General features: G+C 61.5%; 28 protein-coding genes. 18 read left to right on the top strand and 10 right to left on the bottom strand.

Annotated features, from left to right (window positions below; genetic code table 11):
- The first annotated feature begins 10 nt into the window (after nucleotides 1-10).
- From ccmE to ACP15N_RS01690, 6 genes are all read left to right on the top strand, one after another.
- Nucleotides 11-484: a cytochrome c maturation protein CcmE gene (gene ccmE / locus ACP15N_RS01715; protein ID WP_425090488.1), complete on the top strand. Its 474-nt coding sequence runs from the start codon at nucleotides 11-13 to the stop codon at nucleotides 482-484.
- Nucleotides 485-581: 97 nt separating this feature from the next.
- The gene (locus ACP15N_RS01710) at nucleotides 582-1193 is read left to right on the top strand and encodes a holin-associated N-acetylmuramidase (protein ID WP_425090487.1); all 612 of its coding nucleotides are present in this window, start codon (nucleotides 582-584) and stop codon (nucleotides 1191-1193) included.
- Entirely contained in the window at nucleotides 1184-1714 is a 531-nt protein-coding gene (locus tag ACP15N_RS01705; protein WP_425090486.1) for a holin family protein, read from the top strand. The genes ACP15N_RS01710 and ACP15N_RS01705 overlap by 10 nt, the downstream gene beginning before the upstream one ends.
- Nucleotides 1711-1917: a hemolysin XhlA family protein gene (locus ACP15N_RS01700; RefSeq protein ID WP_425090485.1), complete on the top strand. Its 207-nt coding sequence runs from the start codon at nucleotides 1711-1713 to the stop codon at nucleotides 1915-1917. The genes ACP15N_RS01705 and ACP15N_RS01700 overlap by 4 nt, the downstream gene beginning before the upstream one ends.
- Entirely contained in the window at nucleotides 1910-2305 is a 396-nt protein-coding gene (locus ACP15N_RS01695) for a hypothetical protein (protein WP_425090484.1), read from the top strand. The genes ACP15N_RS01700 and ACP15N_RS01695 overlap by 8 nt, the downstream gene beginning before the upstream one ends.
- Nucleotides 2306-2407: 102 nt before the next feature.
- Nucleotides 2408-3184 (top strand): enoyl-CoA hydratase-related protein, encoded by a 777-nt coding sequence (locus ACP15N_RS01690; RefSeq protein WP_425090483.1) that lies wholly within the window; start codon nucleotides 2408-2410, stop codon nucleotides 3182-3184.
- A 5-nt stretch (nucleotides 3185-3189) separates the two neighbouring features.
- Here ACP15N_RS01690 and mmsB read toward each other — a convergent pair whose 3' ends face one another.
- The 3 genes from mmsB to ACP15N_RS01675 are packed head-to-tail and all read right to left on the bottom strand — an operon-like array spanning nucleotide 3190 to nucleotide 6253.
- Entirely contained in the window at nucleotides 3190-4065 is an 876-nt protein-coding gene (gene mmsB / locus ACP15N_RS01685) for a 3-hydroxyisobutyrate dehydrogenase (RefSeq protein WP_425090482.1), read from the bottom strand.
- Nucleotides 4062-5105 (bottom strand): enoyl-CoA hydratase/isomerase family protein, encoded by a 1044-nt coding sequence (locus ACP15N_RS01680; protein WP_425090481.1) that lies wholly within the window; start codon nucleotides 5103-5105, stop codon nucleotides 4062-4064. Before ACP15N_RS01680 ends, mmsB begins: the two co-directional genes overlap by 4 nt.
- 2 nt (nucleotides 5106-5107) lie before the next feature.
- On the bottom strand, nucleotides 5108-6253 hold the full coding sequence (locus ACP15N_RS01675) for an acyl-CoA dehydrogenase family protein (RefSeq protein ID WP_425090480.1): 1146 nt from the start codon (nucleotides 6251-6253) through the stop codon (nucleotides 5108-5110).
- A 204-nt stretch (nucleotides 6254-6457) separates the two neighbouring features.
- Here ACP15N_RS01675 and ACP15N_RS01670 point away from each other — a divergent pair, with 204 nt between their 5' ends.
- Nucleotides 6458-7057 carry a VPLPA-CTERM sorting domain-containing protein gene (locus ACP15N_RS01670; protein WP_425090479.1) on the top strand — a complete coding sequence of 200 codons (600 nt, stop codon included), beginning with the start codon at nucleotides 6458-6460 and terminating at the stop codon, nucleotides 7055-7057.
- Nucleotides 7058-7136: 79 nt separating this feature from the next.
- On the opposite strand, the gene ACP15N_RS01665 is transcribed toward ACP15N_RS01670, so the two are convergent.
- Entirely contained in the window at nucleotides 7137-8264 is a 1128-nt protein-coding gene (locus ACP15N_RS01665; protein ID WP_425090478.1) for a carboxylate-amine ligase, read from the bottom strand.
- A gap of 116 nt (nucleotides 8265-8380) precedes the next feature.
- Nucleotides 8381-9880, bottom strand: a complete 1500-nt coding sequence (locus ACP15N_RS01660) for a CoA-acylating methylmalonate-semialdehyde dehydrogenase (RefSeq protein ID WP_425090477.1) — start codon at nucleotides 9878-9880, stop codon at nucleotides 8381-8383.
- A gap of 100 nt (nucleotides 9881-9980) precedes the next feature.
- Between ACP15N_RS01660 and ACP15N_RS01655 the strand changes: the two genes are divergently transcribed.
- The 3 genes from ACP15N_RS01655 (at nucleotide 9981) to coaD (ending at nucleotide 11986) form a co-directional block, all read left to right on the top strand.
- A complete protein-coding gene (locus ACP15N_RS01655; RefSeq protein ID WP_425090476.1) occupies nucleotides 9981-10871 on the top strand; it encodes a LysR family transcriptional regulator in 891 nt (296 codons plus the stop codon).
- A 52-nt stretch (nucleotides 10872-10923) separates the two neighbouring features.
- On the top strand, nucleotides 10924-11358 hold the full coding sequence (locus ACP15N_RS01650; protein WP_425090475.1) for a CBS domain-containing protein: 435 nt from the start codon (nucleotides 10924-10926) through the stop codon (nucleotides 11356-11358).
- A 109-nt stretch (nucleotides 11359-11467) separates the two neighbouring features.
- Nucleotides 11468-11986, top strand: a complete 519-nt coding sequence (gene coaD, locus ACP15N_RS01645; RefSeq protein ID WP_425090474.1) for a pantetheine-phosphate adenylyltransferase — start codon at nucleotides 11468-11470, stop codon at nucleotides 11984-11986.
- Here coaD and ACP15N_RS01640 read toward each other — a convergent pair.
- Nucleotides 11980-12144, bottom strand: a complete 165-nt coding sequence (locus ACP15N_RS01640) for a hypothetical protein (protein ID WP_425090473.1) — start codon at nucleotides 12142-12144, stop codon at nucleotides 11980-11982. The two genes, coaD and ACP15N_RS01640, sit on opposite strands and share 7 nt — an antisense overlap.
- 166 nt (nucleotides 12145-12310) lie before the next feature.
- Between ACP15N_RS01640 and ACP15N_RS01635 the strand changes: the two genes are divergently transcribed.
- A complete protein-coding gene (locus ACP15N_RS01635; RefSeq protein ID WP_425090472.1) occupies nucleotides 12311-12916 on the top strand; it encodes a GNAT family N-acetyltransferase in 606 nt (201 codons plus the stop codon).
- Here ACP15N_RS01635 and gap (ACP15N_RS01630) read toward each other — a convergent pair.
- The 3 genes from gap (ACP15N_RS01630) to gap (ACP15N_RS01620) all read right to left on the bottom strand — a co-directional run bounded on the left by gap (ACP15N_RS01630) (nucleotide 12913) and on the right by gap (ACP15N_RS01620) (nucleotide 15204).
- Nucleotides 12913-13914 carry a type I glyceraldehyde-3-phosphate dehydrogenase gene (gene gap, locus ACP15N_RS01630; protein WP_425090471.1) on the bottom strand — a complete coding sequence of 334 codons (1002 nt, stop codon included), beginning with the start codon at nucleotides 13912-13914 and terminating at the stop codon, nucleotides 12913-12915. The two genes, ACP15N_RS01635 and gap (ACP15N_RS01630), sit on opposite strands and share 4 nt — an antisense overlap.
- 108 nt (nucleotides 13915-14022) lie before the next feature.
- Nucleotides 14023-14166 carry a hypothetical protein gene (locus ACP15N_RS01625; RefSeq protein ID WP_425090470.1) on the bottom strand — a complete coding sequence of 48 codons (144 nt, stop codon included), beginning with the start codon at nucleotides 14164-14166 and terminating at the stop codon, nucleotides 14023-14025.
- Between the two features lie 39 nt (nucleotides 14167-14205).
- On the bottom strand, nucleotides 14206-15204 hold the full coding sequence (gene gap, locus ACP15N_RS01620) for a type I glyceraldehyde-3-phosphate dehydrogenase (RefSeq protein ID WP_425090469.1): 999 nt from the start codon (nucleotides 15202-15204) through the stop codon (nucleotides 14206-14208).
- Between the two features lie 217 nt (nucleotides 15205-15421).
- On the opposite strand from gap (ACP15N_RS01620), the gene ACP15N_RS01615 reads away from it, so the two are divergent.
- Nucleotides 15422-16369: a DUF808 domain-containing protein gene (locus ACP15N_RS01615; RefSeq protein ID WP_425090468.1), complete on the top strand. Its 948-nt coding sequence runs from the start codon at nucleotides 15422-15424 to the stop codon at nucleotides 16367-16369.
- A gap of 97 nt (nucleotides 16370-16466) precedes the next feature.
- Here ACP15N_RS01615 and tkt read toward each other — a convergent pair whose 3' ends face one another.
- Nucleotides 16467-18488 (bottom strand): transketolase, encoded by a 2022-nt coding sequence (gene tkt, locus ACP15N_RS01610; protein WP_425090467.1) that lies wholly within the window; start codon nucleotides 18486-18488, stop codon nucleotides 16467-16469.
- 240 nt (nucleotides 18489-18728) lie between these two features.
- On the opposite strand from tkt, the gene ACP15N_RS01605 reads away from it, so the two are divergent.
- From ACP15N_RS01605 to ACP15N_RS01580, 6 genes are all read left to right on the top strand, one after another.
- On the top strand, nucleotides 18729-19163 hold the full coding sequence (locus ACP15N_RS01605; RefSeq protein WP_425090466.1) for a hypothetical protein: 435 nt from the start codon (nucleotides 18729-18731) through the stop codon (nucleotides 19161-19163).
- Nucleotides 19156-19551: a cell division protein ZapA gene (locus tag ACP15N_RS01600; protein WP_425090465.1), complete on the top strand. Its 396-nt coding sequence runs from the start codon at nucleotides 19156-19158 to the stop codon at nucleotides 19549-19551. The genes ACP15N_RS01605 and ACP15N_RS01600 overlap by 8 nt, the downstream gene beginning before the upstream one ends.
- A 37-nt stretch (nucleotides 19552-19588) precedes the next feature.
- Complete coding sequence (locus ACP15N_RS01595; protein ID WP_425090464.1) at nucleotides 19589-20050, top strand: DUF1499 domain-containing protein; 462 nt, start codon at nucleotides 19589-19591, stop codon at nucleotides 20048-20050.
- A 32-nt stretch (nucleotides 20051-20082) separates the two neighbouring features.
- Nucleotides 20083-21138, top strand: coding sequence for a peptide chain release factor 1 (gene prfA / locus ACP15N_RS01590; RefSeq protein WP_425090463.1), 1056 nt, complete (start codon nucleotides 20083-20085; stop codon nucleotides 21136-21138).
- Nucleotides 21135-21992, top strand: coding sequence for a peptide chain release factor N(5)-glutamine methyltransferase (gene prmC / locus ACP15N_RS01585; protein ID WP_425090462.1), 858 nt, complete (start codon nucleotides 21135-21137; stop codon nucleotides 21990-21992). The genes prfA and prmC overlap by 4 nt, the downstream gene beginning before the upstream one ends.
- Before the next feature lie 246 nt (nucleotides 21993-22238).
- The gene (locus ACP15N_RS01580; protein WP_425090461.1) at nucleotides 22239-22838 is read left to right on the top strand and encodes a DUF4167 domain-containing protein; all 600 of its coding nucleotides are present in this window, start codon (nucleotides 22239-22241) and stop codon (nucleotides 22836-22838) included.
- Nucleotides 22839-22849 lie beyond the last annotated feature (11 nt).

Below are 22849 nucleotides of genomic sequence, written 5' to 3'. Positions count from 1 at the left end.
GAGGTGCGCCATGCGCGGGCTGAAGAAGAAACGCAGGATGCAGGTTATCGCGATCATCGCCGTTGCCTTGGCGGCGGCAACGACCCTGATCGGGTACGGCATGCGCGACGGGATCAATTTCTTCCGGTCCCCCAGTCAGGTGGCCGAAACGCCACCGCCGGAAACCGAAGTATTCCGCATCGGGGGGCTGGTTGAAGAAGGCACGCTTGTGCGCGGGGAATCCGAGACCATCACCTTCATGGTGACGGACGGTGGCGCGTCCATTCCCGTCAGCTATACCGGGGTGCTTCCGGACTTGTTTGGCGAGAACGAGGGCACGGTTGTAACCGGATCGATGAGCAACGGCGTGTTCATGGCGACCGAAGTTCTCGCGCGGCATGACGAGACCTACATGCCCAAGGAAGTGGTCGATGCGCTCAAGGAACAGGGCGTTTATCGCGACCCGGCTGAAGAGGCCGAAGGGTACGGCACCAGCGGGTCGTAAGCAGCACTCGCAACGCCCACCGTGCGGGGCGGTTTATCTGAATTAACGAAGGTTTCGCATCCTTTCTGCGGTTTCAACAACGCGGAAGGGGTGTTTCATGCGCTCTGTCCAGGATCTTGCCCGAGAGATTGTCGTCCGCGAGGGTGGCTTCGTAGACGATCCCGATGATCTCGGCGGTGCCACGAATTATGGTGTCACCATACACACGATGCGTCGGCTCGGCCTCGACCTGACCGGAGACGGGACCGTCGATACGGCCGATGTGCGCGCACTCACTCCGGACATCGCGGTTGATCTGTTCATCCGCGATTACTTTCAGAAACCGAAAATCGCACTTTTGCCGGAAAGCGTGCAAGCCAGCGTGTTCGACATGTACGTGAACGCTGGCAGTCATGCGATCCGTATCCTGCAAAGGCTGTTGATCGAGATGGGGTTCGACCTGTCGGTGGATGGCGTGATCGGCCCCATCACCGCAGCCACTGCCCACAGGGCGCAGGATGAAGCCGCACATCACTTCGCTGACGCCTATGGGATCGCTCGGCGTAACTATTACTACGCCATCGCGGATGCCCGTCCGGCGTCGCGCAAGTATGCCCGCCGCAAGGATGGCGGCAAGGGCGGATGGATCCGCCGGGCAGAGGAATTCATCTCTAGCAAGTATCATCTGACGGAGGCCGCGCATCGCGCACGGACAGCAACATGGGAATGATGGAACGTTTTCTGGACTTCTTTTTTGGCGCCGGTGGCTCCGTAAAGGAAACGGTCGAAATCTTTCGCGAGAACGCAGAGGCCAGTGCCGAACGTCACCACCAGTTGACGCAAGGCGCGCGCGAGCAGTTCGGCAAGGAGTTCCAGCATTCCGGCCCGTCGCTGTTTGACCGGGTCATGGATGGGCTCAACCGCTTGCCGCGCCCGGCGCTGGCCTTCGGGACGCTCGGACTGTTCGTGGCGGCGATGGTCGATCCGATCTGGTTTGCAGAGCGTATGGGCGGCATGGCGCTCGTTCCCGAGCCTCTGTGGTGGCTTCTGGGGGCCATCGTGTCGTTCTACTTTGGCGCGCGTCACCAACTGAAAAGCCAGCAGTTTCAGAAAAGCCTGGGCCAGACTTACCTGCGGGCGGAGTCGTTTCGAAAGAAACGCCGCGCGGAACAAGCCGCAGAAGGCGTAAGCCGCGTTGCGGGCGAGGGGGAGCCGAACTCTGCCCTTGCCGATTGGAGACAGCAGAAATGACCGAAGACTGGAAGCGGGCGATTGAAGCCCGCCTGACCATTGTCGAGACGCGTAACGCTGTCGAAGAGGTGCACCGCGTGAACGTCGAAAACAGACTGAATTCGATTGAAGATTCTCTGAAATGGCTGGTGCGTTTGATCCTCGGAGCCTTCGTTCTGGCGCTTGTTGCCTATGCTCTGAAAGGGGGTTTTGGAAATGTCTAGATTGCTGAGTGTTGCGTTCATTGCGATGCTTTTGGTGTTCGTGCAGCATTTTGGTGGCGTTGTAGAAGGGTATTTGAAGCCCGTGGTAACGCCCGCGAACCTGACCCGTATCGAGCCTGCAGAAAGTCGCTGGAGCCTGATCTGGAGCAACTCGGAGCGTCTGCGGGACTGCTCGTTCGAGGGGATCGAATGGCGGATAGGTGAGCCGGGGGCATCCAGCCTGATTGATCTGGTGTTTCTGGAACGGTCCAAGGTGCGTCCGAGCGGTGTTTTTGACTTTGGACCTTGGAAGTTGCACGCGACGAGGGAACAAATTGAAGAACGCAGTTTTGCGATAGTTCGTCACCGCTGCCATTTTCTGTGGCTGACCAAAACCACGTTTTACTGAGCCGATTTTCCTCTTCGCGCGCAAATGACCTTGCGTTCCTCTTAACACTCCGCCCGGACCTGCTAGCTTGCGTCAAAGCTATCGGGACGAGGGGAGCGCAGGTTGGACTATCAAACCATCACGTATGAGTTGAACGACGGGGCGGCGGTGCTGACGCTGAATCGCCCCGAGGTGATGAACGCCTTGAATACTCAGATGCGGGCCGAGATCCTTGACGCGGTACTGCGGGCCGGTCGGGAAGCCCGCGTCTTTGTGCTGACCGGGGCGGGCAAGTCGTTTTGCTCGGGTCAGGATCTGGGAGACCGCGCCAACGCAGCCAATCTGGATCTGGAGCGGACCTTGCGCGATGAGTATGAGCCAATGCTGCGCGCGATCTTTGATTGCCCCATCCCGACAGTATCGGCGGTGAACGGGGCCGCCGCTGGGGCGGGGGCAAACCTTGCACTTGCAGCTGATGTGGTAATTGCAACGGAGTCAGCAGTTTTCTTGCAAGCGTTCACGCGGATCGGTCTGATGCCGGACGCTGGCGGAACCTACTGGCTGCCGCGTCAGATCGGGTTCGCCAAGGCCATGGGCACCGCACTTTTCGCCGAGAAGATCACCGCCCAGCAAGCCGATGCGTGGGGGATGATCTGGGAATCTGTTCCAGAAGAAGCCTTCACCGCTACGTGGCAGGCGCGCGTTGCCCACCTCGCACAGGGGCCGACAGCGGCCTACGCGGGGGTCAAACAGGCATTGCGGCAGAGTTTCAACAACACGCTCGAAGAGCAACTGGCCCTTGAAGCGAAACTCCAGGGCCGCTGTGGGCAAACCCGCGACTTCAAAGAAGGTGTTCTGGCGTTTCTCGAAAAGCGCCCTGCAAGGTTTGAAGGGCGCTGACCGGGTCAGCTCTCGCGAGTGCGGGTCTCGAACCGTGGCAGCATGGCTGAAAAGTCCTTTTCGCCGCAGCCTTCGGCTTCGACGAACTCGGTATAGAGTTCCGCGGCACGAGCGCCCATCGGGGTGTCCGCGCTGACGGTTTCTGCTGCCTGTTGGCTGAGCCGCAGGTCCTTGAGCATGAGGGATGCGGCGAAACCGGGCTTGTAATTGTTGTCCGCTGGGGTTTGCGGACCTATCCCCGGTGCCGGGCAATAGGCGTTCATCGACCAGCTATATCCGGACGAGGTGGAAACGACGTCGAACATGGCCTCGCGCGAAAGGCCAAGCTTGTCGGCCAGCGCAAACGCCTCGCAGGTTGCAATCATCGTGACGCCAAGGATCATGTTGTTGCAGATCTTGGCGGCCTGTCCGTTGCCCGCTGCCCCGCAATGCACGGCCTTCTGGCCCATGATGTCGAAAAGTGGTCTGGCAGTTTCAAACGCCTCGGCGGAGCCGCCGACCATGAAGGTCAGCGTGCCTGCGGTTGCCCCGCCTGTGCCGCCGGACACGGGCGCGTCCAGAAACCCAAGGCCCGCTGCCTCGGCCTCTGCCGCGACGGCGCGTGCACTGTCAACATCCACGGTTGAGCAGTCGAGAAGCACGGCACCGGGCGACATGGCCGGGATCACCTCTGTCGCGACACTGCGCAGTATCGTTCCATTGGGCAGCATGCTGATGACCACGTCTGCCTTCGTGGCCGCCTCCGCCCCGCTTGCGGCCTGAGCCACGCCGTCCGGGCAGGGTGCACTCGGGTCAAAGCCCGTAACGTCGTGCCCCGCAGCCACAAGGTTTACCGCCATGGGGGCACCCATATTGCCCAGCCCGATGAATCCGATCTTCATGTCTTTCCTCCCTCGAAAATCAACTCGTCCCGCCCCAGCGGTGCCAGCATCGCGGCCACATCCAGCACGGTCACATCCCTGACGGATGCATGCCTCCATTGGGGCGTCCGGTCCTTGTCGATGATCTGGGCACGGATGCCTTCAAGGAAATCGGCCTTCTCGGCCGCGCGCCACGTGAACCGGTATTCCTGTTGCAGGGCTTCCTTGAGCGTCGGTGTTTTCCCAAGTGTCGAAAGCATCCGCAAGGTACATGCCACACTCAACGGGGAGGCGCGGCGGAACGCCTTGAGCGCCGATTGCGCAATCGTATCTTCGGAGGTTTCAAGCCGGGTCAGGGTCGCGGCGGCGTCTGCATCCGCAAAAAGCGCGTCGATTCTTGCCTGGTCTTCCAGAACCGATGCCTCTGGCGGCGGCTCGCAGGCCTGCAACGCCTCAACCTTGCCAGTGGCGACCAAGGCCGCCTTGACATCCGGCCAAGCGGCCTGAGGCAAGTAAAGGTCGGCAAAGCCCACGAGGATTGCCTCTCCGGGACCCATCCGTGCACCCGTGGTGCCGAAATACGCGCCCAACCGTCCCGGCGCGCGGGCCAGCAGCGCGGAGCCGCCAACATCGGGCACAAGACCGATGCCGCATTCAGGCATGGCGATCTGGCTCGTCTCGCACACCACGCGGTGGCTTGCATGACAGCCTACGCCGACACCGCCGCCCATGGTGTACCCATGCAAAAAACTGACGACCGGTTTTGGAAAATCGGCAATTGCCGCATTCATCCGGTACTCGTCCGCCCAGAACCGGTGCCCGTATCCGAAATTGCCTGCGCGCCCGGTTTCGTACATCTCGACGATATCGCCGCCCGAACAGAACGCACGAGGGCCGTCGCCATCAATCAGGACCAGCGCCACTTGCGGGTCATCGCGCCACGCCGAAAGCGCCTCTGCTATCCTCAGGCACATATCGTAGGTGAGCGCGTTCAGCGCATCCGGTCTGGTCAGCGTGATACGCCCGGCGCGTCCCTCGCGCCGGATGTCGATGTCAGCCATGGTCAGCCCCGCTCGGCCAGCATCTGACGACTGACAATCACACGCATGATCTCGTTCGTCCCTTCGAGGATCTGGTGTACCCGCAGGTCGCGCACCAGTTTCTCGATCCCGTAATCGGCCAGATACCCATAGCCACCATGAAGCTGTAGGCACTGATCGACGATCCGGCTGCCGGCTTCGGTCACGAATTTCTTTGCCATCGCGCAAGCCTTTGTGGCGTCCGCAGCGCCGGTGTCGAGCTTCCACGCGGCCTGGCGCAGGAAAACGCGCGCCGCCTGTAATTCGATCTCCATGTCCGCAAGGCGGAACTGCAAAGCCTGAAACTGATCGATCGACGTCCCGAACGCCTTGCGCTCGCCCATGTAGGTCAGCGTTGCGTCCAGCGCGGCCTGTGCTCCGCCGAGCGAACACGCAGCGATGTTCAGCCGCCCACCGTCTAGCCCGGTCATGGCATAGCGAAACCCGTGTCCTTCTTCGCCCAGCAGGGCGGCGGCGGGGATGTTGCAGGCGTCGAACTGAACCTGGCGCGTCGGTTGCGCGCGCCAGCCCATCTTGTCCTCAAGTCCGCCGAAGCTCAGACCGTCAATCCCGTCGTCGACGACAAAAGAACTGACACCGCGCGGTCCGTCCTCGCCCGTGCGGGCCATGACGATATAGGCGTCCGAATAGCCGCCGCCTGAGATGAACGCTTTTGTCCCGTCCAGAGTGTAGCCGGCATTCGTCCGCGCGGCCCGCGTCTTGAGCGCTGCTGCATCAGAGCCGGACCCCGGTTCCGTCAGGCAGTAGCTGAAAAAGCACGTCATCGAAATGGCGCGCTCAAGGTACTGGTCCTTCAGGGCCGCGGAGCCGAACTTGTCGATCATGGCGGCGCACATGTTGTGGATCGACAGGAATGCCGCCACGGACGGACAAGACCTCGACAGGGCTTCGAACACGAGCGTAGCGTCGAGCCTGGACAGCCCCGCGCCACCAGACTCTTCGGAAACGTAAAGTCCGCCGAAGCCAAGTTCCGCAAGCTTGGGCCACAGGTCCTTGGGAATTGTTCCGGATTTCTCCCACGCCAGCGCGTGGTGTGCGATATGGTCCTGCCCGAAGGCAAATGCCATGTCCTCGATCGCAGTCTGTTCTTCGCTGAGCGCGAATTCCATAGGGCACTCCCGCCATGAATTGAACGCGCGTTCACTTAACGCCAGTGCGGGGCGCGATGCAAGATGACTGCCACTCTCGCGCCAAAGGTGACGTAAGGGAAGCCCGAGTTCCTGCATTAACCATTTTGCAAATTGCGAATTCCGTCATATTTTATTCATAGTTTCGCCGCAATTGGTGGCGGTGTAGTAGACTTGGGTAGGGTTATGAGACTTGCAATTAAAGCTGCGGCAGCAACGTGCGCCGCGATTATTCTTTCTGCGTCAATGGCTTCGGCGCTTACACTCAAAACTGGATCGACAACGTGCAGCATCTCGGACCTTTCGGGGTCAACGGCCTGCGAGGGTGCTTATGACGGCAATGATTCGAATCAAAGCCTCAACGGAATCTTTGGTCTGGACAACTGGTCTGAGATAGCAAAGGTCGATGCCTCCTCAGGCACGAGTGGTGTCTTGACAACCACAGCGGCCAGTGGCGCGGAAACCGGCACGTGGACCGTCTCGGCGGGTGGTTACAGCGCATTCGGGACTATCATGGCGGTTTTGAAGGGAAGCGATTCCTTCTCTGCGTACCTGCTGGGTGCGTCCGATACTGCAGCAACCTCCGGAACTTGGAGCACTGCGAGCCTGATCAATGGTCAGGTGAAACCCGGCAAGCCAACAAAGTTCGGCCCCGGGCTTTCACACTTTACGCTTTACGGCACCGGCACACCGCCCACGACCGTGGTTCCGCTGCCTGCTGGTGGGGTGCTCCTCCTGACCGGCCTCGTTGGTTTCGGGATCGCGCGGCGCCGCAAAGCCGCCTGATCGCTCAACGACAGACAAGACCTAGGAACCGGCTCGTAAGAGCCGGTTTTTTCATGCTCCCCCGGTCCTAAAAATTATCCTAAAGATCGGCGTGAAATTCGTCGATCAGGTGGCCGACGACGGCCTGCATGGCCGCAGATTTGTTCGCTCCGGTGTCGATCGCCGCGGCAAATGTCGCCCGTTGCCGGTCGGCGCTTGACCCGTTCTCCGCGATTGTGCGCAGGTGTGCGATTTCCGCTGTGCTGCCCAGAGCCTCGGCATCCTCGGAAACGAGGTCCTGCAACTCGTCGGTCAACACATGCAGCGGTTTCACTTCGCCCGCGCCGAAATCTATCAGACTGCCGGTGGCCCCATACCGTTGCGCGCGCCAGCGATTTTCGGCGATCAGGAACCGCTCGTAGATGCGCCAGCGGGTGTTGCCGGACCGCATGCGCCACAGCATGCGCATGACGGCTTGTGTCAATGCTGCCATGGACAGCGCATCCTCCAACCGGGGGCAGACATCGCAGATGCGACTTTCCAACGTCGGGAACCGGTGGGATGGCCGCAGATCCCACCAGATTTTCGTCGTATCCTCGATCAGGCCGAGGTCGATCAGGATATGCGTGGCGCGTTGGTATTCCGGCCAGGACGCGAAGGAGGGCGGCAGGCCCGTGCGGGGCAGATTGTCAAACACCGTCAGCCGGTATGACGCCAACCCGGTATCCTCGCCCTTCCAGAACGGGGAGGAGGCCGACAGTGCCAGCAGATGCGGCAGGAAATAGGAAAACTGCGGCATCAGGTCGATCCGCAGCGCGTCGCTGTCCAGCCCCACATGGGTGTGCATGCCGCAGATCAGCATCCGCCGCGCCACCCCGGCGAGATCCTTTTCCAACGCATTGTAGCGGTCCCGGTCGGTATGGTGCTGCTTTGCCCAGTCCGCGGACGGGTGGCACGAGGCGGCAATCGGCGCGAGGTTGAACCGCTTTGCCTCCGCCGCCACGGTGGCGCGCAGCCGGCGCAGGTCCTCGCGCGCCTCGGCGATGGTGCTGCACACCCCCGTGCCAATCTCGATCTGGCATTGCAGGAACTCGGGGCTGACCTGACCGGCCAGTTCCGCACGGCATGCATCCATCAGGGCCTGCGGCGCCTCCGCAAGTTGCAGGCTGTCAAGATCGACGAGGAGGTATTCCTCCTCGATGCCCATTGTGAAACTCGGTGTGCCCATGTGGTTCTCCGTTGTCGCTACAGGTATCCCCAACCTGCGAACGTCACGCAAGTTTCACACGAAAAAGGGCGGCTTTGGGCCGCCCCTCGCAGTGTTCGTCTCGGCGATCGTCGGTATTATTGCATCACCGGGATCGTGAACTCGCCACCTTCCTTGATCCCCGACGGCCAGCGGGCGGTGACGGTCTTCGTGCGTGTGTAGAACTTGAACGCATCCGGGCCGTGCTGGTTCAGATCGCCAAACCCGGATTTCTTCCAGCCGCCGAACGTGTGGTAGGCGAGCGGCACGGGAATGGGCACGTTGATGCCGACCATCCCGATATTGATACGGTTGGCGAAGTCGCGTGCGGCATCGCCATCCCTCGTGAAGATCGCGGTGCCGTTGCCATATTCATGGTCCATCGCGAGGCCAAGCGCCTCTTCATAAGACTGCGCCCGCACTGTGGACAGGACCGGGCCGAAGATCTCCTTGCGGTAGATGTCCATCTCGCGGGTCACGTGGTCAAACAGGTGCGGCCCGATGAAGAAGCCGTCCTCATACCCTTGAAGGTTGAAGTTACGGCCATCCACGACCAGCTTCGCCCCGTCTGCAACACCAGAGTCGACCAGCCGCTCGATATTGGCCTTGGCTGCGGCCGTCACCACGGGGCCGTAGTCGACATCATCGCCCGCGGTATAGGGGCCGACCTTCAGGGCTTCGATCCGCGGCACGAGTTTTTCAATTAGCCGGTCGGCTGTCTCGTCCCCCACTGGCACGGCGACGGAGATCGCCATGCACCGCTCACCCGCCGCGCCGTACCCTGCGCCGACCAGCGCGTCCGCCGCTTGATCCATATCGGCATCGGGCATGATGATCATGTGGTTCTTGGCACCGCCAAAACACTGCACACGCTTGCCGTTCGCGCAACCGCGCGAATAGATGTATTCGGCAATGGGTGTTGAGCCGACAAACCCCACCGCCTGCACAGTGGGATTGTCGAGGATCGCGTCGACCACCTCCTTGTCACCGTTGACCACCTGCAAGAGATGGTCGGGCAACCCGGCTTCGGACATCAGTTCCGCCAGCATGAGCGGCACCGATGGGTCACGTTCCGAAGGCTTGAGGATGAAGGCATTGCCGCAGGCCAATGCTGGCGCGAACTTCCACATCGGGATCATGGCCGGAAAGTTGAACGGGGTAATGCCCGCCACCACGCCGAGCGCCTGACGCATGGAATACATGTCGATCCCCGGACCGGCGCTGTCGGTGTATTCCCCCTTCAACAAGTGGGGCGCGCCGATACAGAACTCCACAACTTCGAGCCCGCGTATGACATCGCCCTTGGCGTCAGGCAGCGTCTTGCCGTGCTCACGGCTCAGGGCCTCGGCCAGCTTGTCCATGTCGCGGTGCAGAAGGCGCACGAACTCCATCAGCACCCGCGCCCGCCGCTGAGGGTTGGTCGCGGCCCATGCCGGTTGCGCGGCGGCCGCAGCGGCAACAGCGGCGTCAAGCTCCGCAGTGGAGGCAAGCGGTACCTTCGCCTGAACCTCCCCCGTTGCCGGATTCATGACATCGGCAAAACGTCCGGACGTGCCGGCGACCTGTGTGCCGCCGATGTAATGGCTGAGTTCTTGCATTGGATCCTCCCACCTGATTGCTGCGCGTACTGTAGGCTTGCAAATTTATCGGGAAAAGAAGCAATATTCCAAAAAGGCTTTGCAAAAATGCAAGAGTGCAATGGATAGTAACTGGGACGATTTGCGTGTTTTCCTTGCCGTGGCCCGTGCCGAAGGCCTAACGCCGGCCGCACGTGGATTGCGCATGGATCCGGCCACGGTGGGGCGGCGCATCGCGCGGCTGGAGGCCGGATGCGGCCAGCCTTTATTCGTCAAATCCCCGTTGGGCTACCGGCTGACCGAAGCTGGCGTACGGTTGTTGCCCCATGCCGAGGCGCTGGAAAATGCCGTACGCGCCGGGGCAGGGGCGCTTGCGGGCGCCCAGGGGCTGCGGGGAACGGTCCGCATCGGTGCCCCGGATGGCTGTGCGAATTATCTTCTGCCGCAGGTATGTGCCGTTTTGGCAGAGCGTCATCCCGATCTCGATCTCCAGATCGTTGCCTTGCCGCGCGTGGTGAACCTGACCAAGCGCGAGGCGGATATGGCAATCACCGTATCCCCGCCCGAGACCGGGCGACTGACAGTGCAGAAGCTCAGCACCTACGCGCTGCATCTGGCAGGGCATCGCGATCTGCTCGCGCGCGCGCCCGTGACCTGCCTGGCCGATCTGAAGGCCCACCGGATCGTCGGGTACATTCCGGACATGATCTTCGACCGTGAACTGGATTACCTTTCGGAGATCGGTTTGAACCGTGCGCGGCTTTCATCCAATTCCGCCGCCGTTCAAGTGCAACTGCTACGCGCGGGGGGCGGGCTTGGGGTGGTGCATGACTTTGCCTTGCCCGCGGCCCCCGACCTGCAACGTGTCTTGCCCGGCGAGATCGCACTTCAGCGCAGTTTCTATCTTGTCAGGCACGCAGATGACCAAAAAGTCGTAGGCCTTCGGCAATTTTCAGGGGAGTTCAGCGCCCTTTTTCGGGCCACACTGACCGAAACAGAGCGGATCGCTTGACAGACCGGGGGTCCGGGCGCGACGCTTTGCGAACTAGCCAAGCGGAGGACACATGCTCGTACATCAGATTCTGAAAGCAAAGTCGACAGAAGGCGTTGTCACGATCACGCCGGATGCGTCGGTGACGGATGCCGCGAAAATGTTGTCGGAGAAGCGGATCGGGACCGTGGTCGTGTCGTCCGACGGAAAAACCGCCGAAGGCGTCCTTTCGGAACGCGATATCGTGCGCGAGGTTGGCAAGCGCGGCCCGGTATGCCTGAGCGAGACCGTGGGCTCGATGATGACCGCCGATCCCGTGACGTGCTCACTCGAAGACAGCGCAGACAGCGTCCTGAGAAAGATGACCGACGGTCGGTTCCGTCACATGCCGGTTGTGGAGAATGGCGAAATGGTCGGGATCGTCACTCTTGGTGACGCGGTCAAGGCCCGCTTGCAGGAAGTCAGTATGGAGAAAGAGGCCCTGGAAGGCATGATCATGGGCTTTTGAGCCCTGATCCGTCCGACTTAGCCCCGCGATAGACCGTCACGGATTGCGCGAACTGTCTTGAAACCTGAAAAGGGATCGGGCTTGGTCGCGGTGACGACAGGAGACGCCCATGCGCATTGGTCTTTACCCCGGCACGTTTGACCCGGTCACTCTGGGTCATCTGGACATCATTCGCCGCGCGGCCCGGCTTGTGGACCGGCTTGTGATTGGCGTCGCCATCAATCGCGACAAGGGCCCGCTTTTCTCATTGGATGAGCGGGTGGAGATGTTGCGCAATGAATGTGCCGACATCGAAGACGCCACGGGCATTGAAATCGTCGCACACCCGTTCGAGAACCTGCTGATTGACTGTGCCCGTGATGTCGGCGCGTCCGTCATCATTCGTGGCCTCCGCGCGGTGGCGGATTTCGAGTACGAGTTCCAGATGGTTGGCATGAACCGACGCCTAGACGACAGCGTCGAGACGGTTTTTCTGATGGCCGAGGCCGAACACCAGGCGATTGCGTCGAAACTGGTCAAGGAAATCGCCCGGCTCGGTGGCGATGTCGCGCCGTTTGTCACGCCGCCGGTACGCGAGGCGCTTGAGGCGGAGTTTGGTCCGCCGCTCCGGTCGAAGGCCGCTCAGTAGCCGTAAACCGCACGGTGGGCAATCTTGCGCGCATCGCCTGCGTAAAGATCAAGATCAAGTGCAGTTTGCAGCGGAAGATGCGCGATTTCGAATGCGGTTCTTTCAAACGCAACGCGCTTGTGGATTGCTGTTTTCAGAGATTTGACAAACCCGCACATGGCTTCTCTCCTGTGATGAGGCGCCAGTTTTGGTGGCGCTAACATTCCTGATACCTCATTGATATGGTTGCGCTGCGGCGCAGCACAATTGATGCTTTGCGAAAGCCGTCTTGCGTTTCTTGCAGAGCTTATCCACAGCAGGATTGCGCAGCAAAAAAGGTGTCACATGCTACAACCGGATGGATTTACAGATGTACCGTACGGCAAGGTCGCAACGGTGGTCACACATCTGCACATGCTGGAGCCGCCGGACTTGCGCGCCTCCCCCGACTTGCCCGCGCTTGTCCTTGACCATGTCCGCACGCCCGATCCGGATTGGTATCGCACCCTCTACATGGCAGTGGGGGGCAAGCCGTGGCTGTGGTTCTCGCAGATGACAAAAACCACCGAAGCGCTTGTGGCTCTGCTGCACGATCCCGCGGTCGAGGTGTTTGTTCTGCGTGACGCAGGCCGTGAAATCGGGTTGCTTGAACTGGACTTCCGCGATCCGGGAGCCTGCGAGATTGCCTTCTTCGGACTGGTTCCGGAGGCGGTCGGGCAGGGCGCCGGGCGGTACATGATGAACATCGCCCTCACGCGGGCATGGCAGCGGGACGGGGTGCGCCGGGTCTGGGTGCATACCTGCACGCTTGATCACCCGGACGCGGTGGCGTTCTATATCCGCTCGGGCTTCACGCCACTGCGGCAGCAGATCGAGGTCGCGGATGACCCCCGGCTCACCGGCGTTCTGCCGCGCGATGCGGCCCCGCACATCCCGATTTTCGAAGGCTAGAGGTACTTTCCCATTTCGACTGCCGTGTCTGCCATGCGGCTGGAGAAGCCCCATTCATTGTCGTACCAGCTCAGCACGCGGCACATCCGCCCCTCCAGTACCTTTGTTTGGTCGGTCGCAAAGATCGACGACCGGGAGTCGTGGTTGAAATCCATCGATACGAGCTTGTGGTCTGTCACGCCAAGGACGCCCTTTAGTGGTCCTTCGGCAGCGGCATGGACCGCGGCGTTGATCTCGTCGGCACTGGTGTCGCGTGCGGCCTCAAAGGTCAGGTCAACCACTGACACGTTCGGGGTCGGCACGCGGATGGCAACGCCATCAAGTTTACCGGCCAGTTCCGGGAGCACCAGCCCCACGGCCTTCGCCGCGCCAGTTGACGTCGGGATCATGTTCATCGCCGCTGCCCGGGCGCGGTAGAGATCCTTGTGCATCGTGTCCAATGTCGGCTGATCACCCGTGTAGCTGTGGATCGTCGTCATGAACCCTTTGACGATCCCGATCTCATCCTGAAGTACCTTGGCGACCGGGCTCAGGCAGTTTGTCGTGCAGGATGCATTGGACACCACGATATCAGACCCGGAAAGCGTGCCGTGGTTGACGCCGTATACGATCGTATTGTCCGCCCCCGCAGACGGAGCCGAGACAAGCACCCGCTTTGCGCCGTTCTCCAGATGCAGCGCGGCCTTATCCCGAGAAGTGAAAATTCCCGTACATTCCAGCACGATATCGACATGCGACCATGGCAGGTCCTTGGGATCACGGATCGCGGTCACGTCGATGGGGCCGCGACCCACATCCAGCGTGTCACCTGCTACCTTCACGTCGGCCGGAAACCGCCCATGTACCGAATCGTACTGCAACAGGTGCGCATTGGTATCGACCGGCCCGAGGTCGTTGATCGCAACGACTTCCAGGTCGGTGCGTCCGTTCTCGACCATGGCCCGCAATACATTGCGCCCAATGCGGCCAAAGCCGTTGATCGCTACCTTGAGTGTCATCTCCGGTGCCCCCGCTGTGTGATTGCGCATGCTTCCAGAACTCTCAACGGAATGATAGCGCTAACGGTTCCGCGATACCGGTTTCCCCCCAGAGCCGTCAAGCAATCTTTACCGCCAGAAGCGCAGCGTGAGGATCAAATCGTGAAAGATGCGGGCAAGTCCCAACAGACCTGAGCCGCCTTTTAGAATGGCGTCCAACAGAGCGGCTGCGATCAGAAACAGCCCGAGCCAAATGGCGATTTGATTGGTCATGGGGCGGGCCTAGGACCGCCGGGCACAGAGATCAAGCGTTCAGATCAAGCGCCCGATCGCCGCGGCAGTATCTGCCATTCGGCAGGAAAAGCCCCACTCGTTGTCGTACCAGGCCAGCACCCGCACCGTGCGTCCGATGACCTTCGTCTGGTCCGGCGCGAAAATCGACGAATGCGTCGTATGGTTGAAGTCGATGGATACCTTCGGCTCCGGATCATAGGCCAATACGGCGCCCATATGCCCGGCGGACGCTTCGCGGACGATCTCGTTCACATCCTCGACCGTGACGTCCTTGCCCGCCTCGAAGGTCAGGTCTACGGCAGAGACATTCGGCGTCGGCACGCGCAGGGCGGTTCCGTCCAGTTTGCCGGAGAGTTCCGGGATGACCTCGCCGATGGCCTTGGCCGCCCCGGTGGAGGTCGGGATCATCGCCATCGCGGCTGCGCGCGCGCGGTACAGGTCCGAGTGGCGCCGGTCCAGCGTGGGTTGGTCGCCGGTGTAGGAATGGATCGTGGTCATGATCCCGCGTTCGATGCCGATCGCCTCGTGCAGAACCTTTGCCAACGGCGCCAGGGCATTTGTCGTACAGGACGCGTTGGACACGACGTGGTCGTCCGTGGTCAGGGCGCGGTGATTTACGCCGTAAACGATTGTCTTGTCGGCATTCTTTGCGGGTGCGGATACCAGGACGCGCTTGGCACCATGCTCAAGATGCACGGCGGCCTTGTCGCGTGCATTGAACTTGCCGGAGCATTCCATGACCACATCAACACCGGACCAGTCCAGTTCGGTCGGGTCATAGGTCGAGAACACCTGCATTGGGCCACGCCCGATATCCATTGTGTCGCCTTCGACCTTGATCTCGCCACCGAAACGCCCGTGGACACTGTCATACTTGAGCAAGTGCGCGTTTGTCTCGACCGGGCCGGTCGCGTTGATCTTGACGACCTGAACGTCGTTGCGTGCGCTTTCGGCGATATGCGCAAGGGTGCAACGCCCGATCCGTCCAAACCCGTTAATCCCGACTGTAATCGTCATCTTGCACACTCCTGAACCCCTGGAAGACCTTGATCACGGTATCCCGTTGTATTCCGTTGCCGCTCTCGTACCTCTGATGAGTAACATTTTAAAGGCAGAAAATGTCGCGGTTCCAACATGTTAGCGAAAACATGCGATGATACCGCTAACGGCTTGCACCTATTTCGGGCACAGTTACGTTAAAGTCGGGAATTGTTGCTCATCGTGGGAAAATCACATGTCGGGACTGCTAGCACTTTTGGACGACGTGGCGGGGATCGCCAAGGTCGCCGCAGCATCAGTCGATGATGTGGTCGGCCAGGCCACCAAGGCCGGGGCAAAGGCCGCGGGCGCTCTGATTGATGATGCCGCGGTAACTCCGAAATACGTGCAGGGGTTTCAGCCGGACCGCGAACTGCCCATCGTCTGGAAAATCGCCAAGGGGTCGATCTTCAACAAGGTGGTGATCCTGCTGCCCGTCGCGATGATCCTGTCGAATTTCGCCCCTTGGATGATCCCGCCTCTTTTGATGCTTGGCGGGATTTACCTATGCTTCGAAGGCGCGGAAAAAGTCCTACACGTCTTCGGCGGAGGGCACGACCACCATGAGGAGGACACCGACGCGCCAAAAGTCACCGCCGCGCAGCTTGAGGAAGCGAAGGTCGCAGGCGCGATCAAGACGGATTTCATCCTCTCGGCAGAGATCATGACAATCGCCCTGTCGGCCCTGCCGGAGTCGAGTTTCTTCTTCGAACTATCGGCGCTGTTCATCGTCGCGGTTGGAATCACGATCCTTGTGTATGGATCCGTGGCGCTGATCGTCAAAGCCGACGACGTCGGTCTGCACCTAGCCCGCGAGGGGATCACGCGTGTCGGGCGCGCGATTGGCCGCGGGATCGTTGCGGGCATGCCGACCTTTCTGAAGCTTCTGCTGATCGTCGGGACGGCGGCGATGATCTGGGTCGGCGGCTCGATCATCCTGCATGCGCTGGAACAGATGGGTTGGGGTGCGCCCGCGCATCTGGTGCATGACGCAGCACACGCCATCGGTCAGGGGAACGGATTCATCGAATGGCTCGTGACAGCGGCACTGGACGGCATTCTCGGCCTGGCCGTTGGTCTGGCAACGGTCCCGATTGTCCTGCGGGTCATCGGGCCGGTCGTCCAGATGGTCAAGGGCAGCTGACAGAGCTGCCGTGACGCGAAAAAGGCCCACCGGATGGGCGGGCCTTCTTGCATCCAAGTCTGAAGGCGCGTGCAGCGCCAGAGCCCCCGTGATCTTCTTACAGGCCAAGCATCTCTTTCACCTTGGCGACCGTTGCCTCCTGTGTGATCTCGAAATGGGCGTAGAGGTCCTCTGCCGGTGCGGAGGCGCCGAAATCGTGCATGCCGACAAACCCGCCCTTTTCGCGCTTCCCCCGCTCACCATAGAGCCAACGGTCCCAGCCAAAGCGGATGCCTGCTTCGATCGCAACACGCACCGGGCCTGCGGGCAGCACCTTGCGGCGGTAGGCGTCGGGCTGTTCCTCGAAGATTTCCCAGCAGGGTATCGACACAACGCGTGTACCAATCCCTTCGGCCTGCAGCAAATCGCGCGCGGCCATCGCGATGGAAACTTCCGATCCGGTCGCCATCAGGATCGCCTGACGCTTGCCATCTGCATCCGCCAGAACATAACCGCCCTGCGCAGTCAGGTTCTTGGTCTTGTGTTCCGTGCGGACTGTCGGCAGACCCTGACGCGAAAGCGCCAGCACGGACGGTGTCTCTTTCTGCTCCAGCGCGATCTCCCAGGCTTCGGCGGTCTCGACCGCGTCCGCAGGACGGATGACCAGCATGTTCGGCGTCGCCCGCAGCATCGCCAGATGCTCCACCGGTTGGTGCGTTGGCCCATCTTCGCCAAGACCGATACTGTCATGGGTCATCACGTAGACAACCGGCTGTTTCATCAGGGCTGACAAACGCATGGACCCACGCGCGTAGTCGGTAAAACACATGAAGGTCCCGCCATAGGGACGCACACCGCCATGCAGGCTCATGCCGTTCATCGCGGCCGCCATGCCATGTTCCCGAATACCATAGTAGACGTAACGCCCCTCACGGGTTTCGGGATCGAACACGCCCATATCGCCGGTCTTGGTGTTGTTGGACCCGGTCAGGTCGGCAGAGCCGCCAATGGTCTCGCCCATGATCGGGTTGATGACCTCAAGCGCCATTTCGGATGCCTTTCGGGTCGCAACCTTGGGACTCGTTTCCGAGATTTGCTTTTTCAGTGCCTTGATGGTCGCACTCAGCTTTTTGGGGACATCGCCCGCAAGCGCGCGGTTGAACTCTGCCTGTTTGGTGCCTGACAGCTTGGCGAAACGATCCTCCCACGCGGCGCGTTCGGATGCACCGCGCGCGCCAATCACCTCCCAGCTGGACTTCAGTTCGGTCGGGATCTCGAACGGGCCGTAGACCCATCCCCAGCCGGATTTTGCCTCAGAGTTCTGCTCTGAATTGGTCAGCGCGCCATGGCCCTTTGACGTGTCCTGTGCCGCGTGCCCCAAAGCGATATGCGTCTTGCACGCAATCATTGCCGGCCCGGCAGAGGCTTTTGCCGCTGTCAGCGCCGCGTCAATGGCTTCGGGATCGTGGCCGTCGCACTCGAACACATCCCAGCCCGAGGCGGCAAAGCGCGCCTTCTGGTCGGTGCGATCCGACAGGGAAACCTTGCCGTCGATGGTGATGCCGTTGTCGTCCCACATCACGATCAGCTTGCGCAGCTCATGACGTCCGGCAAGGCCGATAGCTTCCTGGCTGACGCCTTCCATCAGGCAGCCGTCGCCTGCGATGCAATAGGTATAGTGATCCACCACCTTGGCGCCCCAGCGGGCACGCAGCGCTTCTTCGGCCATCGCGAACCCGACAGCGTTCGCGATGCCTTGCCCCAGCGGGCCTGTCGTGGTTTCGATCCCCTTGGCATGGCCATATTCCGGATGGCCCGCCGTGATCGCACCCAACTGGCGGAAATTCTTGATCTGCTCCAGCGTCATGTCCGCATAGCCGGTCAGGTGCAGCAGCGCATAGAGCAGCATCGACCCGTGCCCGGCCGACAGGATGAACCGGTCGCGGTCGGGCCAATCAGGGGCGCTTGCATCAAATGTCATATGCTTTTCGAACAGCACCGTCGCCACGTCCGCCATCCCGATGGGCATGCCCGAATGTCCGGAATTTGCGTTGGCAACAGCGTCGAGCGCCAGCGCGCGGATCGCGGTGGCCTTCATCCAGTGATCAGGGTGCGCGGCGCGCAGTTCAGCGATGGTCAAGTTTGCGTCCTCGGTGGTCAGGGGGGCCAAGTGTGCGCGCTGTTTACCAGCACCACGCCCAAAGGCAACAACCTCGCGGGCGCGCAGGGTCATGCCCTCGGGAACGCAGGAAGAATTTCGACGCGCAATCGCAATTTCCCCTTGGTAAGATGGCGCAAGACGCGTGGGGTTACGATTCGAAATCCGATCTGCGCACCGAAGAACAGCCCCCGAACGGGCGGTCGACAGGAAAGAGGTGGAATGAGCGAAGTATCCGAACTCGAGGAACGTCTCGTCACCGCGATGGCGCGTATCCGCGCCGCCGTGCACGCGAAAGATGGTGATGCCGCCGCATCTGCGCCCGATCAGGCGCAATTGGATGTGCTTGAGGCAGAGCGTGATGCCGCGCGGCTTGCAGCGGAGACCGCGGCCGAGGCACAGGCGGGCGCCGAGGCGCGATTGGCTGAGCTCGACGCCGAGATGACCCAGTTGCGCGAAACGGTGCAGAACCTGCAAACCGTGAACGCGGAGCTGCGCGTTGCCGCAAGCGAGGGCGTTCAGGACCCCGATGTGATCAACAAGGCGCTGGCCGCCGATCTTGCCGCATTGCAGGCGGCTCGCGCGGCCGACTTGCGCGATATCGAAGCGATCCTTGCGCAGATCGGCCCGGTCGAGGAGGGTGCATCGCATGCCTGAAGTGACCATATCCATCGGCGGACGTGATTTTCTTGTGGCCTGTCAGGCTGGCGAAGAGCCGTTTCTGAAATCCGCCGCATCCATGCTTGACGCCGAAGCGCAGGTTTTGGCCGGGCAGGCGGGACGAATGACCGAGGCGCGGCTGCTGCTGATGGCCGGGTTGATGCTGGCCGACAAGACCGCCGGGCTGGAAGACAAGCTGCGCGAGGCGGAAACCCGCCTTGCGGAGGCTTCCGCCGCGGTCGAGGCATTGCGCGCGGCCCCCGCGCCGGAGCCCGAGCGGATAGAGGTTCCCATGGTGCCGCCAAGCGTGACCGAGACGCTGGCCGAACTTGCTGCGCAGGCGGAGAGCCTTGCAGCGGAACTCGAAGAACCGCAATCGGTCTGACGCACCCTCAAGGTCCTGAATTTGAGAAAGGTCTGCCATGAACTGGACGGGAACGATAATCATCGTGCTGATGTTCGTTTTTGTCGGCCTGATGGCTGTCGTGCGGCTCTCGCCGTCAAATCCTGCGGAATGGCATGTCGATCCCACCGATCTGGCGCTGAAACCCGGAGATGGACGCGCCCTGATGCGCGCGGACGGAGACCTCGCGTCGCCGGAATTTGATATGGCACCGCAGGAGTTGCTGGCGGCTTTTGATGCAGTCGCAGACGCATCTCCGCGCACCCGTGTCATCGCCGGGTCGGTTGAAGAGGGCCGGATCACCTATATGACCCGGTCGCTGATCTGGGGGTTTCCGGACTACACCAGCGTTACGGCGATCCCATCGGGTGACGGCGCCAAGCTGGTTGCCTATGCGCGGCTTCGGTTCGGAAGTTCGGACCTGGGGGTGAATGCCAAACGGCTGCAATCCTGGGTCGACGCCGTTGCGGCGGGCTCTTGACCTCTGCGGGGGGATAGGGAACACCGCTCCCCATGCTTCCTCAGGACAAACTCGCCCAGATCAAGGACCGGTTCGGCTTTGTCGAAGCGCAGATGAATGCGGGCGCGGCAGCAAATGAGATTGCGCAACTTGCCAAGGAGTATTCGGACCTCAAGCCGGTGGTGGAACAGATCGCGGCGTGGGAAACGGCGGTAGCCGACCTCGCGGAGGCCGAGGCGATGCTGTTAGACCCGGAAATGCGCGCGCTCGCCGAGGAGGAGATCCCCACCCTCAAAGCGCGACTTCCGGAATTGGAACACGCGCTGAAACTTGAGCTTCTTCCCAAGGACGCGGCAGATGCGCGCCCCGCGGTGATCGAGATCCGGCCCGGTACAGGCGGGGAGGAAGCCGCTTTGTTTGCGGCGGATTTGTTGCGCATGTACCAGCGCTACGCCGAGGCGCAGGGGTGGCGGTTCGAAATCATCGAGCTTGCGGAAACAGAGATTGGCGGGATCAAGGAAGTGACCGCCCGGATCGAAGGCGATGGTGTGTTCGCGCGGCTTAAGTTCGAAAGTGGTGTCCACAGGGTCCAGCGCGTTCCCACCACGGAAAGCGGGGGGCGTATTCATACCTCTGCTGCGACGGTGGCAGTGCTGCCCGAGGCAGAGGAGGTCGATATCGAAATCCCCGCAACGGATATCCGGATTGACACGATGCGGGCCTCCGGCGCGGGGGGACAGCATGTAAACACCACGGACAGCGCCGTACGCATCACCCACATCCCCACCGGGGTCGTGGTGACGAGTTCCGAGAAATCGCAGCATCGCAACCGCGAGATTGCCATGCAGGTTCTGCGCGCACGGCTGTTCGATCTGGAGCGGCGGCGTGTCGCCGACGAACGGGCTGCGGACCGCAAGGGGCAGGTGGGGTCGGGGGATCGTTCCGAACGGATCCGCACCTACAACTTCCCGCAGGGGCGCATGACCGACCACCGGATCAACCTGACGCTCTACAGACTGGATCAGATCATGCAAGGCGACCTGACCGAGGTCATTGATGCGCTGATCGCGGATGATCAGGCGCGGCTTCTGGCCGAGGTCGAGGGGTGAAAAGCGTTCTGGAGGCGGCAACTGCGGCGCAGGCGCTATCTCTCGCGCTTTCCCATGGGCGCGGCCAGCTTGGAACCGACGATCCGATACGCGAGGCGAAGCTGCTTCTGGCGCTGGCCGCCGGCGTGTCCGTCGACCGGCTGCCGCATCTGCCTGCGGACGTGTTCACCGATGATCTCATGTCGCGCTATCAGGAGTTTCTGGAGCGGCGCGCCAAGGGCGAACCGATCTCGCACATACGCGGCACGCGGGCCTTCTGGACCCATGATTTCCTTGTGTCTTCGGATGTTCTTGACCCGCGGCCCGAAACGGAGACCTTGGTCGAGGCCGCTCTCGAAGAGCCTTTCGAACGCGTCCTCGACCTTGGAACAGGATCGGGGTGTATCCTTTTGACCCTTCTTGCCGAACGCCCCGCCGCATCCGGGGTGGGCGTGGATATTTCGGAGGCTGCCCTATCGGTGGCCGTCCGCAATCGCGCGGCACTGGGGCTTGAGGCACGGGCGGAGTTGCGGGTGTCCGACTGGTTCGCGTCGGTCGAAGGTGTGTTTAACCTGATCGTTGCCAACCCACCCTATGTCGATGCGGCGGTCTACGCGCACCTGTCACGCGAGGTGCGTCTGTTTGAGCCGAAAGTCGCTCTGACACCCGGACCGGTCGGGACAGCCCCGTACCGGATCATCGCCCGCGACGCAGCACGGGTGCTCACGCAGGGCGGGCGCTTGCTCGTCGAGATCGGGTATGATCAGGCGCCGGAGGTCGTGGCGATTTTCAGCGCAGCGGGCTTCTCGAACATATGCGTTCGGCAGGACCTTGGGGGAAAGGACCGCGTCGTCGACGCCCGCAAACGCGCATGAATGCTCAAGAAAACGGGCGATTTGGCTCGCAGATCCACCTTTCACGGTTTTTTTGCTTGTTTCCTGAAGAGTGGCGTGCATATTCAAGCCCACGGGACGTGATCCTCCGAACGAGAGACGCGTCAGTCGTTTAAACCGAAAATTCCTGCGAGCGTCGCCCGACACGTCGGCCTCGACAAGGTCAAAGGCCAAGGCCGCACGATGCTGGCGCCGGCCCCCACTGCCTCAAGGCGGAAACACGCAAATATGAGATCATCCAATAAACGGTCGCGGAACAAGAACAACCGGCGTTCAGTCGGCAACGTCGTCAACCGCGTTTTTGACAGCTCGGGCCCCGAGGGCAAGGTGCGCGGTACGCCGCAGCAGATTATCGAGAAATACCAAACGCTTGCGCGTGACGCCCAACTGGCCAACGATCGCGTCGCGGTTGAGAATTTTCAGCAGCATGCCGAGCATTACACGCGCATGTTGGCCGAAGCGCTCAAAGAACAGGAAGCGCGTCGAGAGCAGCAGGAACAGCATCAGAACCGCGGGCGCGACCGTCAGCAAAGCAGCAACAATCGATCAGAACAGCCCGGCGAAGGCGACCAGCCACAGGCCGAACAGCGGTCGGAACAACCCCGCGCCGAGCAGCGGCCGTCCGAGCCGGTCGCATCCGAACCGGTGGACCAACCCCAGACATCAGCGGATGTGATCGACCTCTCGGAAGGGGATGGCGACTCCGGTTTGGTGGAGACGCCTGAAACCAAACCAGCCCGCAAACCCCGCCGCAGCCGCCGCAAGAAGCCAGAAGACGGTGCGGGCGACTCCCCGGCGGGCGAGCCGGCGGATACCCCGGCAGAGTAAAGCGCTTGGAT

Source organism: Tropicimonas sp. S265A (assembly GCF_049800835.1).
In the GTDB taxonomy this organism is placed as follows: Bacteria; Pseudomonadota; Alphaproteobacteria; order Rhodobacterales; family Rhodobacteraceae; genus Dinoroseobacter.
Note: the sequence above shows the minus strand (reverse complement) of the source record. Positions and strands in the feature narration are given on the sequence as shown.

Coding starts and splice junctions, on each gene's coding strand:
- ccmE (WP_425090488.1), top strand. CDS start 11: ATGCGCGGGCTGAAGAAGAAACGCAGGATGCAGGTTATCGCGATCATC.
- ACP15N_RS01710 (WP_425090487.1), top strand. CDS start 582: ATGCGCTCTGTCCAGGATCTTGCCCGAGAGATTGTCGTCCGCGAGGGT.
- ACP15N_RS01705 (WP_425090486.1), top strand. CDS start 1,184: ATGGGAATGATGGAACGTTTTCTGGACTTCTTTTTTGGCGCCGGTGGC.
- ACP15N_RS01700 (WP_425090485.1), top strand. CDS start 1,711: ATGACCGAAGACTGGAAGCGGGCGATTGAAGCCCGCCTGACCATTGTC.
- ACP15N_RS01695 (WP_425090484.1), top strand. CDS start 1,910: ATGTCTAGATTGCTGAGTGTTGCGTTCATTGCGATGCTTTTGGTGTTC.
- mmsB (WP_425090482.1), bottom strand. CDS start 4,065: ATGAAGATCGGATTCATCGGGCTGGGCAATATGGGTGCCCCCATGGCG.
- ACP15N_RS01680 (WP_425090481.1), bottom strand. CDS start 5,105: ATGGCTGACATCGACATCCGGCGCGAGGGACGCGCCGGGCGTATCACG.
- ACP15N_RS01675 (WP_425090480.1), bottom strand. CDS start 6,253: ATGGAATTCGCGCTCAGCGAAGAACAGACTGCGATCGAGGACATGGCA.
- ACP15N_RS01670 (WP_425090479.1), top strand. CDS start 6,458: ATGAGACTTGCAATTAAAGCTGCGGCAGCAACGTGCGCCGCGATTATT.
- ACP15N_RS01665 (WP_425090478.1), bottom strand. CDS start 8,264: ATGGGCACACCGAGTTTCACAATGGGCATCGAGGAGGAATACCTCCTC.
- ACP15N_RS01660 (WP_425090477.1), bottom strand. CDS start 9,880: ATGCAAGAACTCAGCCATTACATCGGCGGCACACAGGTCGCCGGCACG.
- ACP15N_RS01655 (WP_425090476.1), top strand. CDS start 9,981: ATGGATAGTAACTGGGACGATTTGCGTGTTTTCCTTGCCGTGGCCCGT.
- ACP15N_RS01650 (WP_425090475.1), top strand. CDS start 10,924: ATGCTCGTACATCAGATTCTGAAAGCAAAGTCGACAGAAGGCGTTGTC.
- coaD (WP_425090474.1), top strand. CDS start 11,468: ATGCGCATTGGTCTTTACCCCGGCACGTTTGACCCGGTCACTCTGGGT.
- ACP15N_RS01640 (WP_425090473.1), bottom strand. CDS start 12,144: ATGTGCGGGTTTGTCAAATCTCTGAAAACAGCAATCCACAAGCGCGTT.
- ACP15N_RS01635 (WP_425090472.1), top strand. CDS start 12,311: ATGCTACAACCGGATGGATTTACAGATGTACCGTACGGCAAGGTCGCA.
- gap (WP_425090471.1), bottom strand. CDS start 13,914: ATGACACTCAAGGTAGCGATCAACGGCTTTGGCCGCATTGGGCGCAAT.
- ACP15N_RS01625 (WP_425090470.1), bottom strand. CDS start 14,166: ATGACCAATCAAATCGCCATTTGGCTCGGGCTGTTTCTGATCGCAGCC.
- gap (WP_425090469.1), bottom strand. CDS start 15,204: ATGACGATTACAGTCGGGATTAACGGGTTTGGACGGATCGGGCGTTGC.
- ACP15N_RS01615 (WP_425090468.1), top strand. CDS start 15,422: ATGTCGGGACTGCTAGCACTTTTGGACGACGTGGCGGGGATCGCCAAG.
- ACP15N_RS01605 (WP_425090466.1), top strand. CDS start 18,729: ATGAGCGAAGTATCCGAACTCGAGGAACGTCTCGTCACCGCGATGGCG.
- ACP15N_RS01600 (WP_425090465.1), top strand. CDS start 19,156: ATGCCTGAAGTGACCATATCCATCGGCGGACGTGATTTTCTTGTGGCC.
- ACP15N_RS01595 (WP_425090464.1), top strand. CDS start 19,589: ATGAACTGGACGGGAACGATAATCATCGTGCTGATGTTCGTTTTTGTC.
- prfA (WP_425090463.1), top strand. CDS start 20,083: ATGCTTCCTCAGGACAAACTCGCCCAGATCAAGGACCGGTTCGGCTTT.
- ACP15N_RS01580 (WP_425090461.1), top strand. CDS start 22,239: ATGAGATCATCCAATAAACGGTCGCGGAACAAGAACAACCGGCGTTCA.